The sequence below is a fragment of the Streptomyces sp. HNM0574 genome (genome assembly GCF_012726235.1).
Lineage (GTDB): Bacteria > Actinomycetota > Actinomycetes > Streptomycetales > Streptomycetaceae > Streptomyces.
This window is the reverse complement of sequence record NZ_JAASAH010000002.1, coordinates 127,657-149,779: the sequence shown is the minus strand read 5'-3', so window position 1 is coordinate 149,779 and position 22,123 is coordinate 127,657. Positions and strand designations below refer to the sequence as shown.

Here is a 22,123-nt window from a genome sequence, read left to right as displayed (position 1 = left end):
GGCGCTATGTCGATAAGGCAACTTGGCGTGAAGCATTCGATCACGAAGCGTTCCACTCGGCGGCTCCGCTGGGAAGTGCGCATGCCGTCCCTGCCCCGTCCCCGTAGGGCCCACACGTGCCCGGCGGTCCTTTCCTGCCTGGTGACAAGGGGGTTGCGGGGCCTCCGTGCAACAGGTGCCGGGCTTCCGGAAGTTGGCTGAAAATAGCGGGGCGCACATATGGGATCCGGCCGTCGGGACGTGCCGCCAGGATGCCGAACTCCGTGATTTAACGGCGACTTGACGCTCCGTCGGGTCCGCCGGACGAGTTCCCGCGAGCGGTCCGGGACGTCCAAGTGGTGGCTTGTCGGCCCCCGTTCGACGCGATCACGCCTCGCCGGCCCGGCGGCCCCCTCCCCGGCCGCCACCACGCGCCCCGGTGTGCCCGTGCGCCGCGGACGCGCGGCCCGCCCCGCGCCCCCGCCGGACGCCCCGCGCCCCCTGCCCCGCCGTCCCGCGCGGCCCCTGCGTACGGGACGGCGGCGTACGGCCGGGACCGCGCGTACGGGCGGGACCTGCGCGTACGGGGAGGCCGGCGGGGCGGGAGGCGCCGAGGGGGTGGCCGGGGGAGCGGTGTGCGCGAAGGGTGGGCGGGGCGGGTGGTGGTGCGGGGCGGCGCCCGGGCCGGGCGGGTGTGCGTCCGCGGTCACCTCCCGTGCGGGCGCGCGCGAGGAGCGTGACAGGAGGGCCCCGCACCCCGCGCGGCTCCGGGGCGGCGTCGCACGGACGGGTGGCCGTCGGGGACGGTGCCGGGGGCCGGGTGTGCGCGTGGTGGGGCGGAGATGGCCGGATTCAGGCCCGGGAACGGCTTCGGAGGGCCGTGTAAGGGGCGTTGCGGGGCATTGCGCAAACCGCGGGGCTGAGGCATGCTCCGGGGTCAGCGCGTGACCGGTCACCGCCCGCCGAGCCCTGGGCGCGGGGGGGGGAGTGCAGCCGTACCCTTGGGGTAGCAGCCAGGAGAGCATCCTTGGCGGATGCCCCCGAGGCTGTGCCCGTGAGCGCACGAGCCAACCGCCGTTCCCTCCGCACAGAGGCTCCCTTCGCCGAGATACCGATGGCCGGACACGAGATCCCTGACCCAGCGGACCGCAAGCGGGTCGCAGACGACCCGACGGTGGGCCCCGAAGCGGTGGACGACGCGCGCCATTCGTGCGACCCCGCCTTCCAGCACGGCGTGGTGGTGGGCTTCGACGGCTCCATGTCGAGCGAGCGCGCCTTGGCGTATGCCATCGGTATGGCCCACCGTTCGCATTCGGGACTGATCATCGTCCACGTCGCCAACCGGCTGCCGACGACGGTGTGGGCCGGCTGCGAGCCGCCCGTCTTCGTCGACGTGCCGGACCACCGCACCGAGGTGCTCGGCTTCGAACTCGCCTGTGCGGACCACCTGTCCGAGGTGCCCTGGGTCCTGGTGGAGCGCGGCGGCGACATCTGCCACGAACTGGAGGAGGTCGGGCAGGAGTACGAGGCGGACGCGATCGTCGTCGGCTCGACGCACGGCCTCGTGGGCCGGATGTTCGGCTCCGTCGCGGGACGCCTCGCGCGCAGGGCGCAGCGGCCCGTCGTGGTCGTCCCCTGAGCGGTCCGCCCGGCCGCCCCTCCCGTCCCGCGTGCGGCGCCGCTCACCCAACTCCCGTACTCCGGCGGGGTGTCCGGCGTGCGGTGGGTGTCACCCGAAGGTTCCGGTGTGTTCCCTGTGGGCAAATCCGTCCGGTCCCGGAGGTGGAATGTGCGTTTGTGAGGGGCATACAGGAAACACGAACGGCGTGCTGCGGAAGGGGAGGTGACGGTCCCCGGACGCAGCCACCCGCCGGCGTAATGGGCGACGCCGGCACAGGGGAGGCGGAATCCCGCACGGTTGGTGGCCCGTGCGGGATTCCGCCTTCCGCCTCCCCTGCGAAGGTCACTCGACGGTGACGGACTTCGCCAGGTTGCGCGGCTTGTCGATGTCGCGCTCCAGCTCCAACGCCGTGTGGTACGCGAGGAGTTGCAGCGGGATGCCCATCAGGATCGGGTCCAGCTCGACCTCGTTGCGCGGCACGATGAAGGTGTGGTCGGCCTTCTCCTGCTCCTGGTGCGCCACCGCGAGGATCTGACCGCTGCGGGCCTTGATCTCCTCCAGCGTGGCGCGGTTCTTGTCGAGCAGGTCGTCGTCCGGAAGGATCGCCACCGTCGGTACCGCGGGCTCGATCAGCGCGAGCGGGCCGTGCTTCAGCTCGGAGGCGGGGTACGCCTCGGCGTGGATGTAGCTGACCTCCTTGAGCTTCAGCGAGGCCTCACGGGCGACGGGGTAGCCCCGCACCCGGCCGACGAACATCATGCTCTTGGCGTGCGCGTACTCGGCCGCGAGCTTCTTCAGCTCGTCCTCGCGCTCCATGATCTCCGCGATCTGGCCCGGGAGTTGGCGCAGGCCGGAGATGATCCGCTTGCCGTCGGCGACGGACAGGTCGCGGATGCGGCCGAGGTGCAGGGCCAGCAGGCCGAAGGCGACGGCGGTGTTCGTGAAGCACTTGGTCGACACCACGCAGACCTCGGGGCCCGCGTGGACGTACACGCCGCCGTCCGTCTCCCGCGCGATGGCGGAGCCGACGACGTTGACCACGCCGAGCACCCGGGCGCCCTTGCGCTTGAGCTCCTGGACGGCCGCGAGGGTGTCGTAGGTCTCGCCGGACTGGCTGACCGCGATGTACAGCGTGTCCGGGTCGACGACCGGGTTGCGGTAGCGGAACTCGCTCGCGGGCTCGGCGTCCGCGGGGATGCGGGCCAGCTCCTCGATCATCTGGGCGCCGATCATGCCCGCGTGGTACGCGGAGCCGCAGCCGAGGATCTTCACCCGGCGCATCGAACGGGCCTCGCGCGCGTCCAGGTTGAGGCCGCCGAGGTGGACGGTCGCGAAGCGGTCGTCGATCCGGCCGCGCAGGACGCGGTCGACGGCGTCGGCCTGCTCCGCGATCTCCTTGTGCATGTAGGTGTCGTGGCCGCCCATGTCGTAGGACTCGGCCGCCCACTCCACGGTCTCCGGCGCGGCGGAGGTGCGGGAGCCCTCGGTGGTGTAGGTGCGGTAGTCGTCGGCCTTGATGGTGGCCATCTCGCCGTCGTCGAGGGTGACGACCTGGCGGGTGTGCGACACCAGCGCGGCGACGTCGGAGGCGACGAACATCTCGTGCTCGCCGATGCCCAGCACGACGGGGGAGCCGTTGCGGGCGACGACGATCCGGTCCGGGAACTCGGCGTGCAGCACGGCGATGCCGTACGTGCCCTCGACGTGCCGCAGCGCCTCCTGCACGCGCGCCTCCAGGGTGTCGGCCTGGGCGCGGGCGATGAGGTGGGTGAGGACCTCGGTGTCGGTGTCGGAGACGAACTCGACGCCGTCGGCGGTCAGCTTGGCGCGCAGCTCGGAGGCGTTGTCGACGATGCCGTTGTGCACGACGGCGACCTGCTCGCCGGGGTCGACGTGCGGGTGCGCGTTGACGTCGTTCGGGGCGCCGTGGGTGGCCCAGCGGGTGTGCGCGATGCCGGTGGTGCCCGCGAAGCGCTTCGGCAGGCGGTCCTCCAGGTCGCGGACGCGGCCCTTGGTCTTGGCCGTCTTCAGGCCCGCGCTCTTGCCCGTTCCGCTGCTGTGGATGGCGATGCCCGCGGAGTCGTAGCCGCGGTACTCCAGGCGCTGGAGCCCCTCCAGGAGAAGCGGGGCAACCTCACGCTTGCCGATATATCCGACGATTCCGCACATGTTGGCTGTCGCCTCTCCTTCTGTCCTGTGTGGTGCTGGTGCCGGTACCGGATCTTGCGGTTCCGGGGTGTGCCGTTTTCGGGTTCTGTGTTCCGGACTCGGGTTCCGGGTGCCGCGGTTCCGGTCCTCCGGTGCGCCGGGCTCCGTGCCGACGGTCCGTTCGGGTGCCGGGCGGCCGTGGTCCGACGGTGGCTGTTGTCCGGGCCCGGTGCGGTGTGCCACGCCGGGGCGGGGGTGCCCGTCGTCCGCGTCAGCCGTAGACCATGCGGCGCAGCTGGCGGAGCGAGAGCGAGGGTGGCGCCACGGCCCGGCGCGGCAGCTCGTCCGCGATCCGCTCGAAGGCGTCGGCGTTCGTCACGCCCCTGGACTGCAGTTCGCGGTGGCGGCGGCGGACGTATTCCTCGGTGGTCTCGTCGAAGTACGCCAGCACGTCGAGGACGACCCGGGCGGCTTCACCGCGCTGGAGCGGGGTGGAGCGGACCAGGTGGTCGATGAGGTCGTCGTGGACCGGCGTTCGGGCTTCGAGCACGCGTCGATACTGATCCTTCGCGGCGGGTTATGCAAGAAACCTGCCCGATATCGGGCAGGCGGGCGGCGAAAGGTGGCCGGGTGGCGCTCGGGAGAACGGGTGAGCGGCCTCGGGTGCTGGTCTATACCCTTGACCCTCCCCGAGGGGGCGGCCACAGTGTGACCGTTCGGTCGCAGCACGTACACACCTCCCGCATGCGTCGCGCACGTCGGCCCGTGACCGGCGCCGGTGCCCCACGGCTCGTGCCCACGCCATGCACGCAGCCCACCGAAGGGACCGCTCGTGAGACGACTCAGACCACTGCTGATCTGCGCAGCGCTGCTGGCCACCACCGTCCCCGCCTCCGCCGCCGCCGCGCCCCCGTCCTCCGGCGGCGCGGGGGAGCGGGTCAAGGGACTGGACCGGGTGATCCCGGCGCCCGCCTCCGTCACCCCCGCCGACGGGCACTTCACCCTCGACGAGGACACCCCCATCCGCCTCGGCGGCACCGGACGCGCCAGGGCCGAGGCGCGCGGGCCCGCCGGCCAACTGGCCGCGCTGCTGCGCCCGTCCACCGGCTACGCCCTGCCCGTCACCGCCGCACACGGCGAGGACGGCCTCCGGCTCCGGATCGTCGACGAACTCCCCGCGCCCCCGGGCGGGGCGAAGCGGGACGGCCTCGGCGCCGAGGGGTACCGGCTGACCGTCGACGAGAACTCCGCCGACCTCAGCGCCACCACCCGCGCCGGACTCCTCAACGGCATCCAGACCCTCCGGCAGCTGCTCCCCGACCGGGCCGAGTCCCGCACCGCGCAGGACGGGCCCTGGCGGATCGCCGCCGGCACCGTCGTCGACGAGCCGCGGTACGCCTACCGTGGCGCCCATCTCGACGTATCCCGGCACTTCTTCGGCGTCGGGACGGTGAAGAAGTACATCGACCGGATCGCGATGTACAAGCTGAACAAGCTGCACCTGCACCTCTCCGACGACCAGGGCTGGCGGATCGCCGTCAAGTCCTGGCCGCGGCTCACCGAGCACGGCGGGAAGACCGAGGTCGGCGGCGGGCCCGGCGGCTACTACACGCAAGCGCAGTACCGGGACATCGTCCGCTACGCCGCCGCGCGCAACGTGACGGTCGTCCCCGAGATCGACATGCCCGGGCACACCAACGCGGCGCTCTCCTCGTACGCCGAGCTCAACTGCGACGGCGTCGCGCCCCCGCCGTACACCGGGATCGAGGTCGGCTTCAGCTCCCTGTGCGTCGGCAAGGAGATCACCTACGACTTCGTCGACGACGTCGTCCGGGAGATCGCCCGCCTGACGCCCGGCCCCTACCTGCACATCGGCGGCGACGAGGCGCACTCCACCGACAAGAAGGACTACGCGGCCTTCATGGCACGCGCCCAGCGGACCGTCGCGAAGTACGGCAAGACCGTCGTCGGCTGGCACCAGTTGACCGGGGCCGGGCCGGCCGAGGGCGCCATCGCCCAGTACTGGGGCACCGAGGGCAAGGAGAAGGAGGTCGTGGAGGCCGCGAAGAACGGCACCCGGCTCATCCTCTCCCCGGCCAACCGCGCCTACCTCGACATGAAGTACAACAAGGACACCCCCTACGGGCTGGACTGGGCCGGACACGTCGAGACCCGGCAGTCCTACGACTGGGACCCCGGCAGCTACTTCAAGGGCGTGCCCGAGGAGGCCGTCCACGGCGTGGAGGCGGCGCTGTGGACCGAACGCATCGAGAGCATCGAGCAGATCGACTACATGGCCTTCCCCCGGCTGCCCGGCATCGCCGAGCTCGGCTGGTCCCCGGCGGACACCCACGACTGGGCCGACTACCGCGAGCGGCTGGCCCAACAGGCCCCGCGCTGGGACGCGTTGGGCATCACCTACTGGCGCTCCCCGCAGGTGCCCTGGCCGGACGCCTGACGTCCGCGTCCGATTCCCGACGCGGGAGCCGATTCAGGAGCAGGGCCGGGCGGTGGTCGCGGAGGCGGCCGCCGCCCGGCCCGCTCACGTTCCGGCGGTGAACGGGCCGCCGGAGTCCGTCAGCCGACGCCCAGCTCCCGGGCGATCAGCATCCGCTGCACCTCGCTCGTCCCCTCCCCGATCTCCAGGATCTTGGCGTCCCGCCACATACGGGCCACCGGGTACTCGTTCATGAAGCCGTACCCGCCGTGGATCTGGGTGGCCTCGCGGGCGTTCGTCACCGCGCACTCGGAGGTGTAGAGCTTCGCCAGCGCCGCCTCCTTCTTGAACCGTTCGCCCGCGAGCAGCCGCGAGGCCGCGTCCCGCCAGGCCACCCGCGAGGTGTGGGCCCGCATCTCCATGTCGGCCAGCTTGAACTGGATGGCCTGCTGGGCCGCGATCGGCTTCCCGAAGGCCTCACGGGTCTTCGCGTACGCCACGGACTCGTCGACGCAGCCCTGCGAGAGGCCCGTGGCGAGGGCCGCGATGGCGATGCGGCCCTCGTCCAGGATGCGCAGGAACTGGGCGTAGCCGCGGCCCTCTTCGCCCAGCAGATTCGCCTCGGGGACGCGGACGTCGGTGAACGAGAGCTCGCGGGTGTCCGAGGCGTTCCACCCGACCTTCGAGTACGGGGCCGCGACCTGGAAGCCCGGCGTCCCGGACGGGACGAGGAGGGTGGAGATGTGCGGCGAGCCGTCCTCCGCGCGGCCCGTCACCGCCGTGACCGTGACCAGTCCGGTGATGTCCGTACCGGAGTTGGTGATGAAGCACTTGCTGCCGTTGATCACCCACTCACCCGTCGCGGTGTCGCGTACGGCGGTGGTGCGGGTGCCGCCCGCGTCGGAACCCGCCTGCGGCTCCGTCAGGCCGAACGCGCCCAGCATCTCGCCCGCGCACAGCCGGGGGAGCCACTCGCGCTTCTGCTCCTCGGTGCCGAAGCGGAACACCGGCATCGCGCCCAGCGAGACGCCGGCCTCCAGGGTGATGGCCACCGAGGAGTCGACCCGGGCGAGCTCCTCCAGGGCGATGCCGAGCGCCAGGTAGTCGCCGCCCATGCCGCCGTACTCCTCGGGGAACGGCAGCCCGAAGAGGCCCATCTCGCCCATCTGCCGGACGATGTCGTACGGGAACTCGTGCCGCTCGTAGTGGTCCCCGATGACGGGGGCGACCACGTCGTGCGCGAACTGCTCGACCGTGCGGCGCAGTTGCTCGTGCTCGGTGGTCAGACGGTGGTCGAGGGACATGACGCTCACTGCTCCTTCTGCTCGCCGTCCCCGCGCCTCCCCGGGCGCCGGAGATCGTCCGGGCCGGGCGGGAGGCAGGAGGGGACGGCCGGCGGGGGCCGGGCGGGACGGGTGGTCGGGACGGTCAGGCGGGGTCCGGGGGCGACTCCTGGCCGGCGGCGAGCGCGCGGACCGTACGGGAGGGGCTGGGGCGGCCGAGCTGCCGGGCCATCCAGACGCTGGTGGCGGTGAGCCGGGCGAGGTCGACGCCCGTGTCGATGCCCAGGCCGTTCAGCATCCAGACGAGGTCCTCGGTGGCGAGGTTTCCGGTGGCGCTCCTGGCGTACGGGCAGCCGCCCAGGCCGCCGGCCGAGGCGTCCACCGTCCGCACGCCGTGCTGGAGGGCGGCGAGGGTGTTGGACAGGGCCTGGCCGTAGGTGTCGTGGAAGTGGACGGCGATCCGCCCGTCCGGCACGCCCGCCTCGTTCAGCGCCGTGAGCAGGGCTGTGACGTGGCCCGGGGTGGCCACGCCGATGGTGTCGCCGAGGCTCAGCTCGTCGCAGCCGAAGGCGAGCAGCCGCCGGCAGACGTCCACGACCTGGGCGAGCGGGACGGGGCCCTCCCACGGGTCGCCGAAGCACATCGACACATAGCCGCGGACCCACTGGTCGTGCTCCCGCGCGCGCTCCACCACGGGACGGAACATGGCGAGCGACTCGTCCAGCGAACGGTTGAGGTTCGCCCGGGCGAAGGACTCGGTGGCGCTGGCGAAGACGGCGATGTCCCGGCAGCCGTGGCCGAGGGCGCGCTCGTGCCCGCGCGCGTTCGGCACCAGGACGGGCAGCCGCAGCCGCTCGCGCTCCCGGGGCAGGTCGTCGAGCAGCGGGATCAGCGCTTCCGCGTCGGCCAGTTGGGGCACCCACTTCGGGTGGACGAAGCTGGTCGCCTCGACCGTGGTGAGGCCGGCCGCGTACAGCCGGTGGATGAACTCGGCCTTCACCTCGACCGGGACGGTCGCCTTCTCGTTCTGCAGGCCGTCCCGGGCGCCGACCTCGTGGATCCGCACCGAGGACGGCAGGCCCTCCCCGGCCGGGACCCGCATGGGCAGCCCCGAGGGGGCGCCGGCGGCGGGGCCCTGCGCGGGGGCCGTGCTCGCGGGGTTCTCCGTCACGATGCGCTCCTCTCCGGCCCGGGAGCCGCTCCGGCCGAGGGCTCCACGACCACCAGCACCTGGTCGATGGCGACGGCGCTGCCCGCGGTGACGTCCAGCTCGGTGACCGTCCCGTCGAAGGGGGCGGTGATCACGTGCTCCATCTTCATCGCCTCGACGACGAGCAGGCTCTGGCCCGCGGTGACCTCCTCGCCGACACCGGCCTTGACGAGGGTGACGGTGCCCGGCATCGGCGCCGTCAGGGCGTCCGCCCCGTGTGCCGTGGCGCTGCCGCTGAGTGCCGCGGCCACCGGGTCGTGGTCCTGGAGGTGCCAGCTGTCGCCGTCGAGGCCGATCCAGACGTCCGCTCCCTTCGTGCCCTGGGCGTGGTCCAGCCGGACGGTGGTGCCGTCCCACTCCAGGCTCGCGCTGGTGCCGTCCGGATGCCTGCGCAGCCGGGCGGGACGCACCACGGCCTCGTCCGGGCCCGCGTCCCCCGCCGAGCCGGGGCCGGGCTCGGGTCCGGAATCCGGGGCGGTGTCCGGGCGGGTGTCGTCCGGCGCGGTCGGGCGGATGCGGACCTCGGGCCCGTCCGGGCCGGTCCGTACGCCCACGGCGACCGGGTCGTGGCCGGGGACGCGGAGGTGGTGGACCGTCCAGGCGGGGGTGCCGCCGAGCCGCCAGCCCGTGGGCGCGGAGAACGGGTCCGTCCAGCCGGAGGGCTCGCGGTGCGGCTCCAGCGCGTCCTGCCGGAGCAGCGCGGCCGCCGCGTACACCGCGTCGGGGACGCGGCGCTCGACGAGCGAGGCCGCGTCCCGGTCGACGAGGCCGGTGTCCAGGGCGCCGGAGACCACGTCCGGGTGGGCCAGCAGGCGGCGCAGGAAGGCGGTGTTGGTCTCCACGCCGAGCACCGCCGTCTCCGCGAGCGCCGCCCGCAGCCTGCGCAGCGCGGTGGCCCGGTCCGGTCCGTGCGCGATGACCTTGGCGAGCATCGGGTCGTAGAGGGTGCCGACCTCGGTGCCCTCGGCGAGCCCCGAGTCGGTGCGGACGCCCTCCTTGAGCGGTTCGCGGAGCAGGCGGACGGTGCCGGCCGAGGGCAGGAAGTCGACCCGTTCCGTGCCGTCCGGCTCTGCGCCGACCAGGGCCGTCTCGGCGCAGAGCCGGGCCTCGACGGCGTGGCCGGTGAGGGTGATGTCCCGCTGGGCGAAGGGGAGTTGTTCACCGGCGGCGACGCGGAGCTGCCACTCCACGAGATCCGTACCGGTGATCATCTCGGTGACCGGGTGCTCCACTTGGAGGCGGGTGTTCATCTCCATGAAGAAGTGCGAGGCGGGATCGCGGCCGGGGACGATGAACTCGACCGTGCCGGCGCCCCGGTACCCGCAGGCGCGGGCCGCCTCGACCGCGGCCTCGCCCATGGCGGCGCGGGCCGTCTCGTCCAGCAGGGGGCTCGGGGCCTCCTCGATGATCTTCTGGTGGCGGCGCTGCAGGGAGCACTCGCGTTCGCCGAGGTGGAGGACGTTGCCGTGCCCGTCGGCGAGGACCTGGATCTCGATGTGCCGCGGGCTGTCGATCCAGCGTTCCAGCAGCAGGGTGTCGTCCCCGAAGGAGCCCCGCGCCGTACGGCGGGCGGCGGCGATCTCCTCCGCCAGCAGGGCCTCGTCCCGCACCAGCCGCATGCCCTTGCCGCCGCCCCCGGCCGAGGGCTTCAGCAGGACGGGCATGCCGATCTCCCGTGCCGCCTCGGCGAGTTCGGCATCGCTCAGGCCGCTGCCGGTGGACCCCGGGACCACCGGGACGCCCGCGGCGCGGACGGTGTCCTTGGCCCGGATCTTGTCGCCCATCGTCTCGATGGCGTCGGCGGGCGGCCCGATGAAGACCAGCCCGGCCTCGGCGCAGGCGCGGGCGAACGCGGCGTTCTCCGCGAGGAATCCGTACCCGGGGTGGACGGCCTGGGCGCCGCTGCGGCGGGCCGCCTCCAGCAGCCGTTCGGCCGAGAGGTAGCTCTCCGCCGCGGCGCTCGGGCCGATGCGCACGGCAGTGTCCGCCTCGCGTACGTGCAGGGCGCCGGCGTCGGCGTCGCTGTGCACCGCGACGGAACGGACGCCCATCCGCCGCAGGGTGCGGATCACGCGTACGGCGATCTCGCCGCGGTTTGCCACCAGGACGGTGTCGAACATCGTCATCTCGGCCCCCTCACATCCGGAAGACGCCGAAGCCCGGCGCGGTCGGATCCTTCTGCGGCAGCGGTGCGTTGGCGCACGCGGTGAGCGCGAGCCCCAGCACCGTTCTCGTCTCCAGCGGGTCGATCACGCCGTCGTCCCACAGCCGGGCCGTGGCGTAGTAGGCGCTGCCCTGCTCCTCGTACCGGGCGCGGACGGGGGCCCGGAAGTCCTCCTCTTCCTCGGCGCTCCACTCCTCGCCGCGCGCCTCCATCTGGTCCCGCTTGACGGTCGCCAGTACGGAGGCGGCCTGCTCGCCGCCCATCACGGAGATCTTCGCGTTCGGCCACATCCACAGGAAGCGGGGGCTGTAGGCGCGGCCGCACATCGAGTAGTTGCCCGCGCCGTACGAACCGCCGATGACGACCGTCAGTTTGGGCACCCGCGCGCAGGCCACGGCCGTCACCATCTTGGCGCCGTGCTTGGCGATGCCGCCCGCCTCGTAGTCCCGGCCGACCATGAAGCCGGAGATGTTCTGCAGGAACAGCAGCGGGATGCCGCGCTGGTCGCACAGCTCGATGAAGTGCGCGCCCTTCTGGGCCGATTCGGAGAACAGGATGCCGTTGTTGGCGACGATGCCGACCGGGTGGCCGTGGATGTGCGCGAAGCCGGTGACCAGCGTGGTGCCGTACTCGGCCTTGAACTCCTGGAAGCGCGAGCCGTCCACGACGCGGGCGATCACCTCGCGCACGTCGTAGGGCGTGCGGGAATCGGCGGGGACGGCGCCGTACAGGCCGGCCGGGTCGACGGCGGGCTCCTCGGGGGGCGTCACCGACCAGGGGAGCGGCGGGCGTTCGGGCAGGGTGCCGGCGATCCGCCGCACGATGCGCAGCGCGTGCGCGTCGTCCTCGGCGAGATGGTCGGTGACGCCGGAGACGCGGCTGTGCACCTCGCCGCCGCCCAGCTCCTCGGCCGAGACGACCTCGCCCGTCGCGGCCTTCACCAGCGGCGGCCCGCCCAGGAAGATCGTGCCCTGCTCGCGGACGATCACCGCCTCGTCGCTCATGGCCGGGACGTACGCGCCGCCGGCCGTGCAGGAGCCGAGGACGGCGGCGATCTGCGGAATGCCCGCGCCGGACATCCGCGCCTGGTTGTAGAAAATCCGGCCGAAGTGCTCGCGGTCCGGGAAGACGTCGTCCTGCATCGGCAGGAAGGCGCCGCCGGAGTCGACCAGATACACGCACGGCAGGCGGTTCTCCAGGGCCACCTCCTGCGCGCGCAGGTGCTTCTTGACCGTCATCGGGTAGTAGGTGCCGCCCTTGACGGTGGCATCGTTGGCGACGATCACGGCCTCGCGGCCCGCGACCCGGCCGATCCCGGCGATCACTCCCGCCGCCGGTGCCGCGCCGTCGTACATCCCGTCGGCCGCGAGCGGGGCCAGCTCCAGGAAGGGCGAGCCCGGGTCGAGCAGCGCGTCCACGCGGTCGCGCGGGAGCAGCTTGCCCCGCGCGGTGTGCCGGGTGCGCGCGCGCTCGCCGCCGCCGAGCCGGGCCGCGGCGAGCTTCTCGCGCAGGCCGGCGGCCAGTTCGCGGTGCGCCGCCTCGTTGGCGCGGTACGTCTCGGACGCGGGATCGGCCGCGCTCGTCAGCGCCGGTGCCGATCCCGCCGCCGCGGGCACCGTCTGCTCGTCCATGCCGCTGAGCCCCCTTGCTCGACCGTGCGATGTCCGGTGCGTGTTCCGCCCGCTCCGGCCGCCGCCGGACGTTAGTGGGCGTTAACTCGACGACGTCAGGTTAACGCCCACTAACGTCGCTGTCTAGAATGGATTCATGAGCACGAAGACGGCGGCGGCGAAGACGGGGGAAGCGGCCCCGACCCGGCGGGAGCAGATCCTCCGCGAGGCCGCCAGGCTGTTCGCCGAGCGCGGATTCCACGGCGTCGGCGTCGACGAGATAGGGGCCGCGGTCGGCATCAGCGGCCCGGGGCTGTACCGCCACTTCGCGGGCAAGGACGCGATGCTCGCCGAGCTGCTCGTCGGCATCAGCGAGCGGCTGCACGACGGCGGCCGGATGCGCCTGGAGGAGTCCACCGCCGCCGGGCTGCCCCCCGAGCAGGCGCTGGACGCGCTGATCCACGGCCACATCGACTTCGCGCTCGACGACCGGGCGCTGATCACGCTCCACGACCGCGAGCTGGACCGCCTCAAGGAGGCCGAGCGCAAGCGGGTCCGCAAGCTCCAGCGGCAGTACGTGGAGCTGTGGGTGGGCGCCGTGCGCGAGGTCTACCCGGATCTGACAGAGCTGGAGGCGCGGGTCTCGGTGCACACCGTCTTCGGGCTGCTCAACTCCACGCCGCACCTCGGCGGCCCGTCCACCCTCCCGGACCGCGCGACCACCGCGGCCCTCCTGCACCGCCTCGCCCGCGGCGCCCTCTCCGCGGCGGCCCCGTCCGGGCCCCTGCCGCGGGACTGACGCGCCGGCCGCGGCCGTTCCCTCGCGCGAACCCCAACCCCCGCCCGGCCTCCCCCTGTTCGGAAACGGCCGGACGGCGGGCTGTTCCGGCTCTGGACAGGGGGAGTGACCGTAGGTAGCTTGACGGCTGAGCAAGCGCTTAGACGAGGAGGCGTGCCAGTGCGTCGCACGGTGTTCAACGAGGACCACGAGGCGTTCCGTCAGACCATCCGTGACTTCATCCGGAGCGAGGTGGCGCCCCACTACGAGCAGTGGTCCGAGCAGGGCTACGTCCCCCGCTCGCTCTACAAGCAGCTGGGTGAGCTCGGGATCTTCGGTATCGAGGTGCCGGAGGAGTACGGCGGCGCGGGGGAGACGAGCTTCAAGTTCAACGCCGTCATCTCCGAGGAGTGCGCGCGGGCGGGGGTCAGCTTCGGCGGCTCCAGCGTGCACACCGCGCTGTGCCTGCCGTACCTCCTCAAGTACGGCAGCGAGGAGCAGAAGCGGCGCTGGCTGCCGTCGTTCGTCTCCGGCGAGATGATGACGGCTATCGCGATGACGGAACCGGGCACCGGGTCCGACCTGGCGGGGATGAAGACCACCGCGAAGCTGTCCGAGGACGGTACGCACTACGTCCTCAACGGCGCCAAGACCTTCATCACCGGCGGCGTCCAGGCCGACCGGGTCCTGGTCTGCTGCCGTACGGCGCCGCCGTCCGCGGAGGACCGGCGTGGCGGGATCTCGATCCTCGTCGTCGATACGAAGAGTGAGGGCTACGCCGTCGGGCGGAAGCTCGACAAGCTCGGACTGCGCGCCTCCGACACGGCCGAACTCTCCTTCACCGACGTCAAGGTGCCCGCCCGGGACCTGCTCGGCGAGGAGGGCAAGGCGTTCTCCTACCTGACGCACAACCTGCCGCAGGAGCGGCTGGGCATCGCCATCGGCGCGTACGCGCAGTCCGCCGCCGCGGTGCGGTTCGCGCACGAGTACGTCAAGGAGCGCACGGTCTTCGGCAAGGAGGTCGCGTCCTTCCAGAACACCAAGTTCGTCCTGGCGGACTGCAAGTCCGACGTCGACGCCATGCAGGCCGTCGTCGACCGCGCGCTGGAGGCGCTGGACGCGGGGGAGCTGACGCCGGCGGACGCCGCCTCGGCCAAGCTGTTCACCACCGAGCTGGCGGCCAAGGTGATCGACAAGTGCCTTCAGCTGCACGGCGGTTACGGCTACATGCTGGAGTACCCGATCGCCGGGCTGTACGCCGACACCCGGGTGACCCGGATCTACGGCGGCACCAGCGAGGTCATGCGCTCCATCGTCGCGAAGTCCATGGGGCTGTGATCTTCGCCGTAACCTTCGGTAGCCCGAGGCGTGCACAATCAGCCACATGAGCCACGAACTGACGTCCCTGCTCGACCTGCTCGATCTGGAGCGGGTCGAGCGGGACATCTTCCGCGGGGACAGCCGCGCGTCCCTCGTCCCCCGCGTCTTCGGCGGGCAGGTCGCCGCGCAGGCGCTCGTCGCCGCCTGCCGCACCGTGCCCGAGGGGCGCCTGCCGCACTCTCTGCACGCCTACTTCCTGCGTGCCGGTGACCCGGGGGCGCCCATCGTCTACACCGTCGACCGCATCCGCGACGGCCGGTCGTTCACCACCCGGCGGGTGGTGGCCGTCCAGCACGGGCAGCCGATCTTCCATCTCTCCGCGTCCTTCCAGACCTTCGAGGAGGGGCTGGAGCACCAGGAGCCGATGCCCGAGGCCCCGGACCCGGAAACGCTCTCCACGGCAGAGGAGTTGCTGCCCCGCTACACGGAGCTCTTCCGCGACGAGGAGATCCCGCGCCGGCTGATGAAGGCCCGCGCCGCGGTGGACCTGCGGTACGTGGCCGAGCCCCCGTTCGGCAGCGTGGGCAGCCCGAAGGAGCCCAGGTCGCAGGTGTGGTTCCGGACCAACGGCAAGCTGGACGGCGAGCTGGACGACCCGATGCTCCACATCTGCCTGGCCACCTACGTCTCCGACATGACGCTGCTCGACTCGGTGCTCCTCGCGCACGGGCGCGGCGGCTGGGCCGTCGGCGACGTGGTGGGCGCCAGCCTCGACCACGCGATGTGGTTCCACCGTCCGTTCCGTGCCGACGAGTGGCTGCTCTACGACCAGGAGAGCCCGACGTCCCAGGGCGGGCGCGGGCTCGGCAAGGGCCGGATCTTCACCCGGGACGGACGGCTGGCCGTCTCGGTGATCCAGGAGGGCGTCGTGCGGGTGCCGAGGGGACGGGACTGAGGGGCGCGGAATCACGAATTCCGGCCCTCCGTCCCGGCGTTGCCCCCGTTCTGTCCCGGCCGGTCCGTCAGGCCAGGTCGGCGGCCTTGAGGAGGTAGGCCGTCATCGGCTCGTAGAAGCGCGGGTCGGTGACGTGGTCGTCGAGGGGGACCGCGACGGACAGGGTGTCCTCGGCCTCGCCGAGGAACAGTGCCGGGTCGTTGCAGTCGGCGAAGCCCACGGTGGTGATGCCGCGCTGCGCGGCGCAGCCCGCCCAGCCGTGGTCGGCGACGACCAGGTCGGGCAGCTTCCGGCCCGCCCCCTCCAGCGCGTTCAGGACCCGGGCCATCGGCTCGGGCGAGTGGGTGTGCCACAGCGAGGCGCCGCGCTCGTACACGGCGACGCCGCCGAACTGCACGACCACGCCCTCGTCCGCGAAGACGCCCAGCGGCACCCGGACGACGGTGCACCCGGCGGCGTCCAGCGCCCTGGCGACCGCGCCGTGCATGTCGAGCAGCGCGCCCGGGTGGCCGGTGGCGAAGAGGACGGTGGCGCGGGTCTCGGCGGCCTTGCGGAGCTCGGCGGCCGCGCGGTCCAGCGCGCCGACGGTGAGTTCGGGGTCGATGGTGTCCTGCCCGGCCCGGTGGTCCGCGTCGTCGACGACGCCGCAGCGTTCCGCCATCACGGCGAGGACGTCCTGCTCGTCGGTCCACCTGTCGCCGAGTTCGAGGCCCAGCCAGTAGTGGCGGTCACCGTTCGAGAGCTTGCGGTAGTGGGAGAGGTTGTTCTCGCGGGGAGTGGCGACCTCGCCCGCGATCCGGGTGCGGACGAGATGGCTGATCAGCTCGGAACGGGAGGGCGCTTCGGGCACGGCGAATATGGACATGCGGTCATTGTCACCCGTCCGTGCCCGCGGCGTGGGCGGTACCTCCCTCCCGGGGAGCGCCGTGCGGCCGCCGTGACCCCATGTACACATGGGTGCAAAGCCCGTCCGCGGCCTCGCTGAACTGTCCAAATGGTGGCGCTGTACAGGGCACTTACGCTCACTCCCATGACGAGCTCCGAGTCCGAGAACCAGTATCCGCAGTACGCGTCCTCCCTGTCCTCCACGCCGTCCGGGGTACCCCGCGGGGCGGCCGACGGGCCGCAGGGCCCGGTGGACTCCTCGCGCGTCCCGCGCTACGCGGGCCCGTCCACGTTCGCGCGGCTGCCGCGGATCGACGAGGTCGGCGGGCGCACGGACGTCGCCGTCGTCGGCGTCCCGTTCGACACGGGGGTGTCGTACCGGCCCGGCGCGCGGTTCGGCGGGAACGCGATACGTGAGGCGTCCCGGCTGCTGCGCCCGTACAACCCCGCGCAGGACGCGTCGCCGTTCCGGCTCGCGCAGGTCGCGGACATGGGGGACATCGCGGCGAACCCGTTCGACATCAACGAGGCGGTGGAGACCGTCCAGGAGGCCGCCGACAGCATCCTGGACACCGGCGCCCGGATGATGACCCTCGGCGGCGACCACACCATCGCCCTGCCGCTGCTCCGTTCCGTCGCGCGGCAGCACGGTCCCGTGGCGCTGCTCCACTTCGACGCCCATCTGGACACCTGGGACACCTACTTCGGCGCCGAGTACACCCACGGGACGCCGTTCCGGCGGGCCTTCGAGGAGGGCCTGCTGGACACCTCCGCGCTCTCCCATGTGGGCACCCGCGGCCCGCTGTACGGGAAGCGGGACCTGGACGAGGACGCCCGGATGGGCTTCGGCATCGTGACCTCGGCCGACGTGATGCGCCGCGGCGTGGACGAGGTCGCCGACCAGCTGCGGCAGCGGATCGGTGACCGGCCGCTGTACATCTCCGTCGACATCGACGTGCTCGACCCGGCGCACGCGCCCGGCACCGGAACCCCCGAGGCCGGCGGGCTCACCTCCCGGGAGCTGCTGGAGATCCTCCGTGGGCTGGCGGACTGCCACCTGGTCTCCGCCGACCTGGTCGAGGTCGCCCCGGCGTACGACCACGCGGAGATGACCTCGGTCGCCGCCTCCCACACGGCCTACGAGCTGACGACGATCATGTCGCGGCAGATCGCCGAGGCGCGCTCCGTACAGGACTGAGCCCCGTGCGCCGCTCCCGTACCGCACGCCGTGCCGAATGCGCCCTGTCACTGGTTGATTTCCGGCCGTGTTCGGGGTGGGCGCGGAGCGGCGCACGGCCCCCCGTGCGGGTACGACGCCGCTGTAGAGCTGCGAAACCCGCTGGTCCGTGCGGTGCGCGAAGAGGCGGCGACGATCTCTGAGGATTACTGTGCGAATCTGATTTAACACACAACGTTACTGATTCTGTTCGGTGGACGTGCATTTCGTGGAGGTAATCGACAGACTGCGGAACGCGATCCCGCGGGATGGGGGCGTCGCATGACGGCGACAGTGCCGGCCTCGTGGGGGGTGCCTGCCTGTCTGCATCCATGGACGTCCCCGTGGCCGGGGCGGTCCTGGGGAGTCGCCCGTTCCCCAGGGCCGTCACCGGCCGTTCTCCTCCAGCCGCCCGAGGCGGCCCCCGCTCCGTTCCGTGCCCCGTCCCCGTCTCTCCGGTCGCGCCGTGTTGCGGTGGGATGAAAACTCCGTTGCAGGACGTTGGGGCTCACGCAGACAGGGACGGTCACAACGAGGGCGAGGGACGCAGCGTGGCGGGTACGGCGACGACGACCGTGACCAGGGGAGAGACGGAACCGGAGAGCGGCCGCTCCGAGCAGCGGCCGACGGGCTGGGCGCGACGCCTCGCGTCCTACTGCTGGCGCTACAAACGCAGCGTGGTGCTGGCGCTCGGCGCCTCACTCGGCGGCATGGGCGTCATGGCCCTCATACCCCTGCTGACCAAGGTCATCATCGATGACGTGGTGGTCGGCGGCAGCGGCCGGATGCTGCTCTGGATCAGCCTGCTGATCGCCGCGGCAGCCGTCATCTACGTCCTCACCTACGCCCGCCGCTACTACGGCGGGCGGCTCGCGCTCGACGTCCAGCACGATCTGCGCACCGAGATGTACCGGGCGATCGTGCGGCTGGACGGCCGGAGCCAGGACGAGCTGTCGACCGGACAGGTCGTCGGCCGGGGCACCAGTGACCTCCAGCTCGTGCAGAGCCTCCTGTTCATGCTGCCGATGATGATCGGCAACGTGCTGCTGTTCGCCGTCGCGCTCGTCGTGATGATCGCCCTCTCCCCGCTGCTGACCGTCGTCTCGCTCGCCGTCTTCCCGCTGCTGTGGTGGATCGCGGGCCGCAGCCGGGCCCGGCTCTTCCCGGCCACCTGGTACGCGCAGCAGCAGGCCGGCTCGGTGGCCTCCGTCGTCGACGGCGCCGTCACCGGCGTCCGGGTGGTCAAGGGCTTCGGGCAGGAGGAGCAGGAGTCCCGCAAGCTCCGCGACATCGGACGCGAACTCTTCGCCGCGCGCCTCCGCACCGTCCGGCTCAACGCCCGCTACACCCCGGCCCTCCAGGCCGTGCCCTCGCTCGGGCAGGTGGCCATGCTCGCGCTGGGCGGCTGGATGGCGACCCAGGGGCAGATCACCCTCGGCACCTTCGTCGCCTTCTCCACCTACCTGGCCCAGCTCGTCGGCCCGGTCCGGATGCTCGCCATGATGCTGACCGTCGGGCAGCAGGCACGCGCCGGCGTCGAGCGGGTCTACGAGCTCATCGACACCGAGCCGCAGATGACCGAACGGGAGGACGCCCGGGAGCTGCCCGAGGACGCCGACGCGTCGGTCGAGTTCGACGGCGTCAGCTTCGGCTACCGCGCCGACGCCCCCGTCCTCGACGGCTTCAGCCTGCGCATCGAGCCCGGCGAGACGGTCGCCGTCGTCGGCACCAGCGGCAGCGGCAAGTCCACGGTCTCGCTGCTGCTGCCGCGCTACTACGACGTCACCGGCGGCGCCGTCCGCGTCGGCGGGCACGACGTCCGCGACCTCACCCTGGACTCGCTCCGCTCGGCCATCGGCCTCGTCCCGGAGAACAGCTTCCTGTTCTCCGACTCCATACGCGAGAACCTCGCCTACGGCGCCCCGGACGCGACCGACGAGCAGATACGCGCCGCCGCGCGCGCGGCACAGGCGGACGGCTTCATCAGCGAGCTCCCCGACGGCTACGACACCGAGGTCGGCGAGCAGGGGCTCACCCTCTCCGGCGGCCAGCGGCAGCGCATAGCGCTCGCCCGCGCCATCCTCACCGACCCCCGCCTGCTCCTCCTCGACGACGCCACCTCCGCCGTCGACGCCCGGGTGGAGCACGAGATCCACGAGGCGCTGCGCGGCGTCATGGCGGGCCGCACCACGCTGCTCATCGCGCACCGCCAGTCCACCCTCGCGCTGGCCGACCGCATCGCCGTCCTGGACGGCGGACGGCTCGTCGACATCGGCACCCACGAGCAGCTCACCGGACGCTGCGACCTCTACCGCCGGCTGCTCACCGACCCCGACGAACTCGGCGGCGTCCAGCGCGACCCGGCCGGAATGGCGCACGGCGCCGACGGCACCCCCGACGAAGCGCCCGGCGACGTCACCCCCGAGCTCTGGGTGCGCCCGGCCGACGAAGACGCCGCGGACGCCCCGGGAGCCGGTTCGGGCCGTGCCGGGGTCTCCGCCGCGCAGGCGGGCCGTCCCGGCGCCTTCGGCTCCGAGCTGGGCGCGATGCCCGGCAGCCCCGAACTCCTCGCCAAGGTCGCCGCGTTGCCCCCGGCCACCGACACCCCGGACGTCGACGAGGCGGCCGCCGGGGCGCCCGAGCGGTCCTACGGGCTGCGCCGGCTGCTGCGCGGGTTCGGCGCCGCGCTCGTCTTCGCGCTGCTCTTCGCCGCCTTCGACGCGGGCTTCGGACTGCTCCTGCCCGTCCTGATCCGGAACGGCATCGACGACGGCGTGCAGCAGGCGGCGCTGGGCGCCGTCTGGGCGGCCTCCGGCTTCGCGCTGCTCGCCGTCGTCGGACAGTGGCTGGCCCAGATCCTCTCGCTGCGCATGATGGGGCGCACCGGCGAACGCGTGCTCTACGTCCTGCGCGTGAAGATCTTCGCCCAGCTCCAGCGGCTCGGGCTCGACTACTACGAGCGCCACCTGGGCGGCGCGGTGATGACGCGCATGACCACCGACGTGGACGCGCTCTCGACGTTCCTCCAGACCGGGCTGGTCACCGCCGTCGTCTCGCTCTTCACCTTCCTCGGCATCCTGGTCGCCCTGCTCGTGCTCGACGTCCAGCTGGCGCTGGTCGTCTTCGCCACCCTGCCGCTGCTCGCCGTCGGCACGTACGTCTTCCGCCGGAAGAGCGTGAAGGCGTACGAGCTGGCGCGGGAGCGGGTGAGCGCGGTTAACGCGGATCTGCAGGAGTCGGTCGCCGGGCTCCGGATGGTGCAGGCGTTCCGCGGTGAGGGCCGCGGCGCCGACCGGTTCGCGCGGCGCAGCGACCACTACCGCCAGGCCCGGGTCCGCGGCCAGTGGCTCATCTCCGTCTACTTCCCCTTCGTCCAGCTGCTCGCCTCGCTCGCCACGGCGGCCGTGCTGATCGTCGGCGCCGGACGGATCGACGAGGGCACGCTGACGGCGGGCGCGCTGGTCGCGTACCTGCTCTACATCGAGCTGTTCTTCGCCCCCGTGCAGCAGCTCTCCCAGGTGTTCGACGGGTACCAGCAGGCGTCCGTCGCGCTCGGCCGCATCCAGCAGCTCATGCGTGAGGAGAGCAGCACCCCGCAGGCCGAGCGCCCGGGCCCGGTGGACGGGCTGCGCGGCGAGATCACCTTCCGGGACGTCCACTTCCGGTACGCCACGGCCGAGGACGGGGCCGAGCCCGGCACGGGCGAGCGGGCCGCGCGGGAGGAGGCGGCGCTGAGCGCCGTCGACCTGACGATCCCCGCGGGTCAGACGGTCGCCTTCGTGGGCGAGACGGGCGCCGGGAAGTCCACCCTGGTCAAACTGGTGGCCCGCTACTACGACCCGACCTCGGGCGCGGTGCTCGCCGACGGGCAGGACCTGCGCACCCTCGATCTGACGGCGTACCGGCACCGGTTGGGCGTCGTGCCGCAGGAGCCGTACCTCTTCCCCGGCACGGTGCGGGACGCGATCGCCTACGGCCGGATGGACGCCACGGACGCCGAGGTCGAGGCCGCCGCGCGGGCGGTGGGCGCGCACGACATGATCGCCTCGCTGCCGGGCGGCTATCTGCACGAGGTCGCCGAGCGGGGACGGAACCTCTCCGCCGGGCAGCGGCAGCTGATCGCGCTCGCCCGGGCCGAACTGGTCGACCCGGACGTGCTGTTGCTCGACGAGGCCACCGCCGCGCTCGACCTCGCCACGGAGGCCCTCGTCAACCAGGCCACCGACCGGCTCGCGGGCACCCGCACCACCCTGGTGGTGGCCCACCGGCTGACCACGGCGGCCCGCGCCGACCGGGTGATCGTCCTCGACCACGGCAAGGTCGTGGAGGACGGCACGCACCGGCAGCTGCTGGAGCGGGACGGCGCCTACGCGCGGCTGTGGCGCACCTTCACCGGCGAGACCGAGCCGGCGGCCGCCTGACGGGACGTCTCACACCGGGGCGCGGCGACCCAAGTCCGGGTCGCCGCGCCCCGGTTGTGTTCCGGCGGCCCTTTTTCTTTCGGGGGTTGAACACAT

Annotated in this window: 14 protein-coding genes; 7 read left to right on the top strand and 7 right to left on the bottom strand. The window is 72.6% G+C overall.

Going from position 1 to position 22,123, the window contains the following annotated elements:
* The first annotated feature begins 1,093 nt into the window (after positions 1-1,093).
* The gene (locus tag HCC30_RS04195) at positions 1,094-1,618 is read left to right on the top strand and encodes a universal stress protein (RefSeq protein ID WP_169441383.1); all 525 of its coding nucleotides are present in this window, start codon (positions 1,094-1,096) and stop codon (positions 1,616-1,618) included.
* 324 nt (positions 1,619-1,942) lie between these two features.
* On the opposite strand, the gene glmS is transcribed toward HCC30_RS04195, so the two are convergent.
* Together glmS and HCC30_RS04185 are read right to left on the bottom strand one after the other, a co-directional pair.
* The gene (glmS, locus tag HCC30_RS04190) at positions 1,943-3,769 is read right to left on the bottom strand and encodes a glutamine--fructose-6-phosphate transaminase (isomerizing) (protein ID WP_169440630.1); all 1,827 of its coding nucleotides are present in this window, start codon (positions 3,767-3,769) and stop codon (positions 1,943-1,945) included.
* 250 nt (positions 3,770-4,019) lie between these two features.
* Positions 4,020-4,298 (bottom strand): hypothetical protein, encoded by a 279-nt coding sequence (locus tag HCC30_RS04185; RefSeq protein WP_169440629.1) that lies wholly within the window; start codon positions 4,296-4,298, stop codon positions 4,020-4,022.
* Between the two features lie 282 nt (positions 4,299-4,580).
* Here HCC30_RS04185 and HCC30_RS04180 point away from each other — a divergent pair, with 282 nt between their 5' ends.
* Entirely contained in the window at positions 4,581-6,206 is a 1,626-nt protein-coding gene (locus HCC30_RS04180) for a beta-N-acetylhexosaminidase (protein WP_169440628.1), read from the top strand.
* Between the two features lie 119 nt (positions 6,207-6,325).
* On the opposite strand, the gene HCC30_RS04175 is transcribed toward HCC30_RS04180, so the two are convergent.
* The 4 genes from HCC30_RS04175 to HCC30_RS04160 form a co-directional block, all read right to left on the bottom strand.
* Positions 6,326-7,489, bottom strand: coding sequence for an acyl-CoA dehydrogenase family protein (locus HCC30_RS04175; RefSeq protein ID WP_169440627.1), 1,164 nt, complete (start codon positions 7,487-7,489; stop codon positions 6,326-6,328).
* A gap of 124 nt (positions 7,490-7,613) precedes the next feature.
* Positions 7,614-8,570, bottom strand: coding sequence for a hydroxymethylglutaryl-CoA lyase (locus HCC30_RS04170; RefSeq protein ID WP_169441382.1), 957 nt, complete (start codon positions 8,568-8,570; stop codon positions 7,614-7,616).
* A gap of 65 nt (positions 8,571-8,635) precedes the next feature.
* Entirely contained in the window at positions 8,636-10,798 is a 2,163-nt protein-coding gene (locus HCC30_RS04165; protein WP_169441381.1) for a biotin carboxylase N-terminal domain-containing protein, read from the bottom strand.
* 16 nt (positions 10,799-10,814) lie between these two features.
* Positions 10,815-12,473 carry a carboxyl transferase domain-containing protein gene (locus HCC30_RS04160; RefSeq protein WP_169440626.1) on the bottom strand — a complete coding sequence of 553 codons (1,659 nt, stop codon included), beginning with the start codon at positions 12,471-12,473 and terminating at the stop codon, positions 10,815-10,817.
* Positions 12,474-12,609: 136 nt separating this feature from the next.
* Here HCC30_RS04160 and HCC30_RS04155 point away from each other — a divergent pair, with 136 nt between their 5' ends.
* The 3 genes from HCC30_RS04155 (at position 12,610) to tesB (ending at position 15,505) form a co-directional block, all read left to right on the top strand.
* Positions 12,610-13,251: a TetR/AcrR family transcriptional regulator gene (locus HCC30_RS04155; protein WP_169440625.1), complete on the top strand. Its 642-nt coding sequence runs from the start codon at positions 12,610-12,612 to the stop codon at positions 13,249-13,251.
* Positions 13,252-13,410: 159 nt separating this feature from the next.
* Complete coding sequence (locus HCC30_RS04150; RefSeq protein ID WP_169441380.1) at positions 13,411-14,568, top strand: acyl-CoA dehydrogenase family protein; 1,158 nt, start codon at positions 13,411-13,413, stop codon at positions 14,566-14,568.
* Between the two features lie 46 nt (positions 14,569-14,614).
* Positions 14,615-15,505: an acyl-CoA thioesterase II gene (gene tesB, locus HCC30_RS04145; RefSeq protein ID WP_169440624.1), complete on the top strand. Its 891-nt coding sequence runs from the start codon at positions 14,615-14,617 to the stop codon at positions 15,503-15,505.
* A gap of 67 nt (positions 15,506-15,572) precedes the next feature.
* Here the strand turns inward: tesB and HCC30_RS04140 are convergent, their stop codons facing one another.
* On the bottom strand, positions 15,573-16,370 hold the full coding sequence (locus HCC30_RS04140) for a phosphatase (RefSeq protein ID WP_169440623.1): 798 nt from the start codon (positions 16,368-16,370) through the stop codon (positions 15,573-15,575).
* 165 nt (positions 16,371-16,535) lie between these two features.
* Here HCC30_RS04140 and speB point away from each other — a divergent pair, with 165 nt between their 5' ends.
* Both speB and HCC30_RS04130 read left to right on the top strand, forming a co-directional pair.
* Entirely contained in the window at positions 16,536-17,588 is a 1,053-nt protein-coding gene (gene speB / locus HCC30_RS04135; protein ID WP_240979325.1) for an agmatinase, read from the top strand.
* 593 nt (positions 17,589-18,181) lie between these two features.
* Positions 18,182-22,027 (top strand): ABC transporter ATP-binding protein, encoded by a 3,846-nt coding sequence (locus HCC30_RS04130; RefSeq protein WP_346776515.1) that lies wholly within the window; start codon positions 18,182-18,184, stop codon positions 22,025-22,027.
* The last annotated feature ends 96 nt before the right edge of the window (positions 22,028-22,123 follow it).

What these genes read in the sequence shown, in the direction of transcription:
- HCC30_RS04195 (WP_169441383.1), top strand. Translation starts at nt 1,094, where the DNA reads ATGGCCGGACACGAGATCCCTGACCCAGCGGACCGCAAGCGGGTCGCA.
- glmS (WP_169440630.1), bottom strand. Translation starts at nt 3,769, where the DNA reads ATGTGCGGAATCGTCGGATATATCGGCAAGCGTGAGGTTGCCCCGCTT.
- HCC30_RS04175 (WP_169440627.1), bottom strand. Translation starts at nt 7,489, where the DNA reads ATGTCCCTCGACCACCGTCTGACCACCGAGCACGAGCAACTGCGCCGC.
- HCC30_RS04170 (WP_169441382.1), bottom strand. Translation starts at nt 8,570, where the DNA reads ATGCGGGTCCCGGCCGGGGAGGGCCTGCCGTCCTCGGTGCGGATCCAC.
- HCC30_RS04165 (WP_169441381.1), bottom strand. Translation starts at nt 10,798, where the DNA reads ATGTTCGACACCGTCCTGGTGGCAAACCGCGGCGAGATCGCCGTACGC.
- HCC30_RS04160 (WP_169440626.1), bottom strand. Translation starts at nt 12,473, where the DNA reads ATGGACGAGCAGACGGTGCCCGCGGCGGCGGGATCGGCACCGGCGCTG.
- HCC30_RS04155 (WP_169440625.1), top strand. Translation starts at nt 12,610, where the DNA reads ATGAGCACGAAGACGGCGGCGGCGAAGACGGGGGAAGCGGCCCCGACC.
- tesB (WP_169440624.1), top strand. Translation starts at nt 14,615, where the DNA reads ATGAGCCACGAACTGACGTCCCTGCTCGACCTGCTCGATCTGGAGCGG.
- HCC30_RS04140 (WP_169440623.1), bottom strand. Translation starts at nt 16,370, where the DNA reads ATGTCCATATTCGCCGTGCCCGAAGCGCCCTCCCGTTCCGAGCTGATC.
- speB (WP_240979325.1), top strand. Translation starts at nt 16,536, where the DNA reads ATGACGAGCTCCGAGTCCGAGAACCAGTATCCGCAGTACGCGTCCTCC.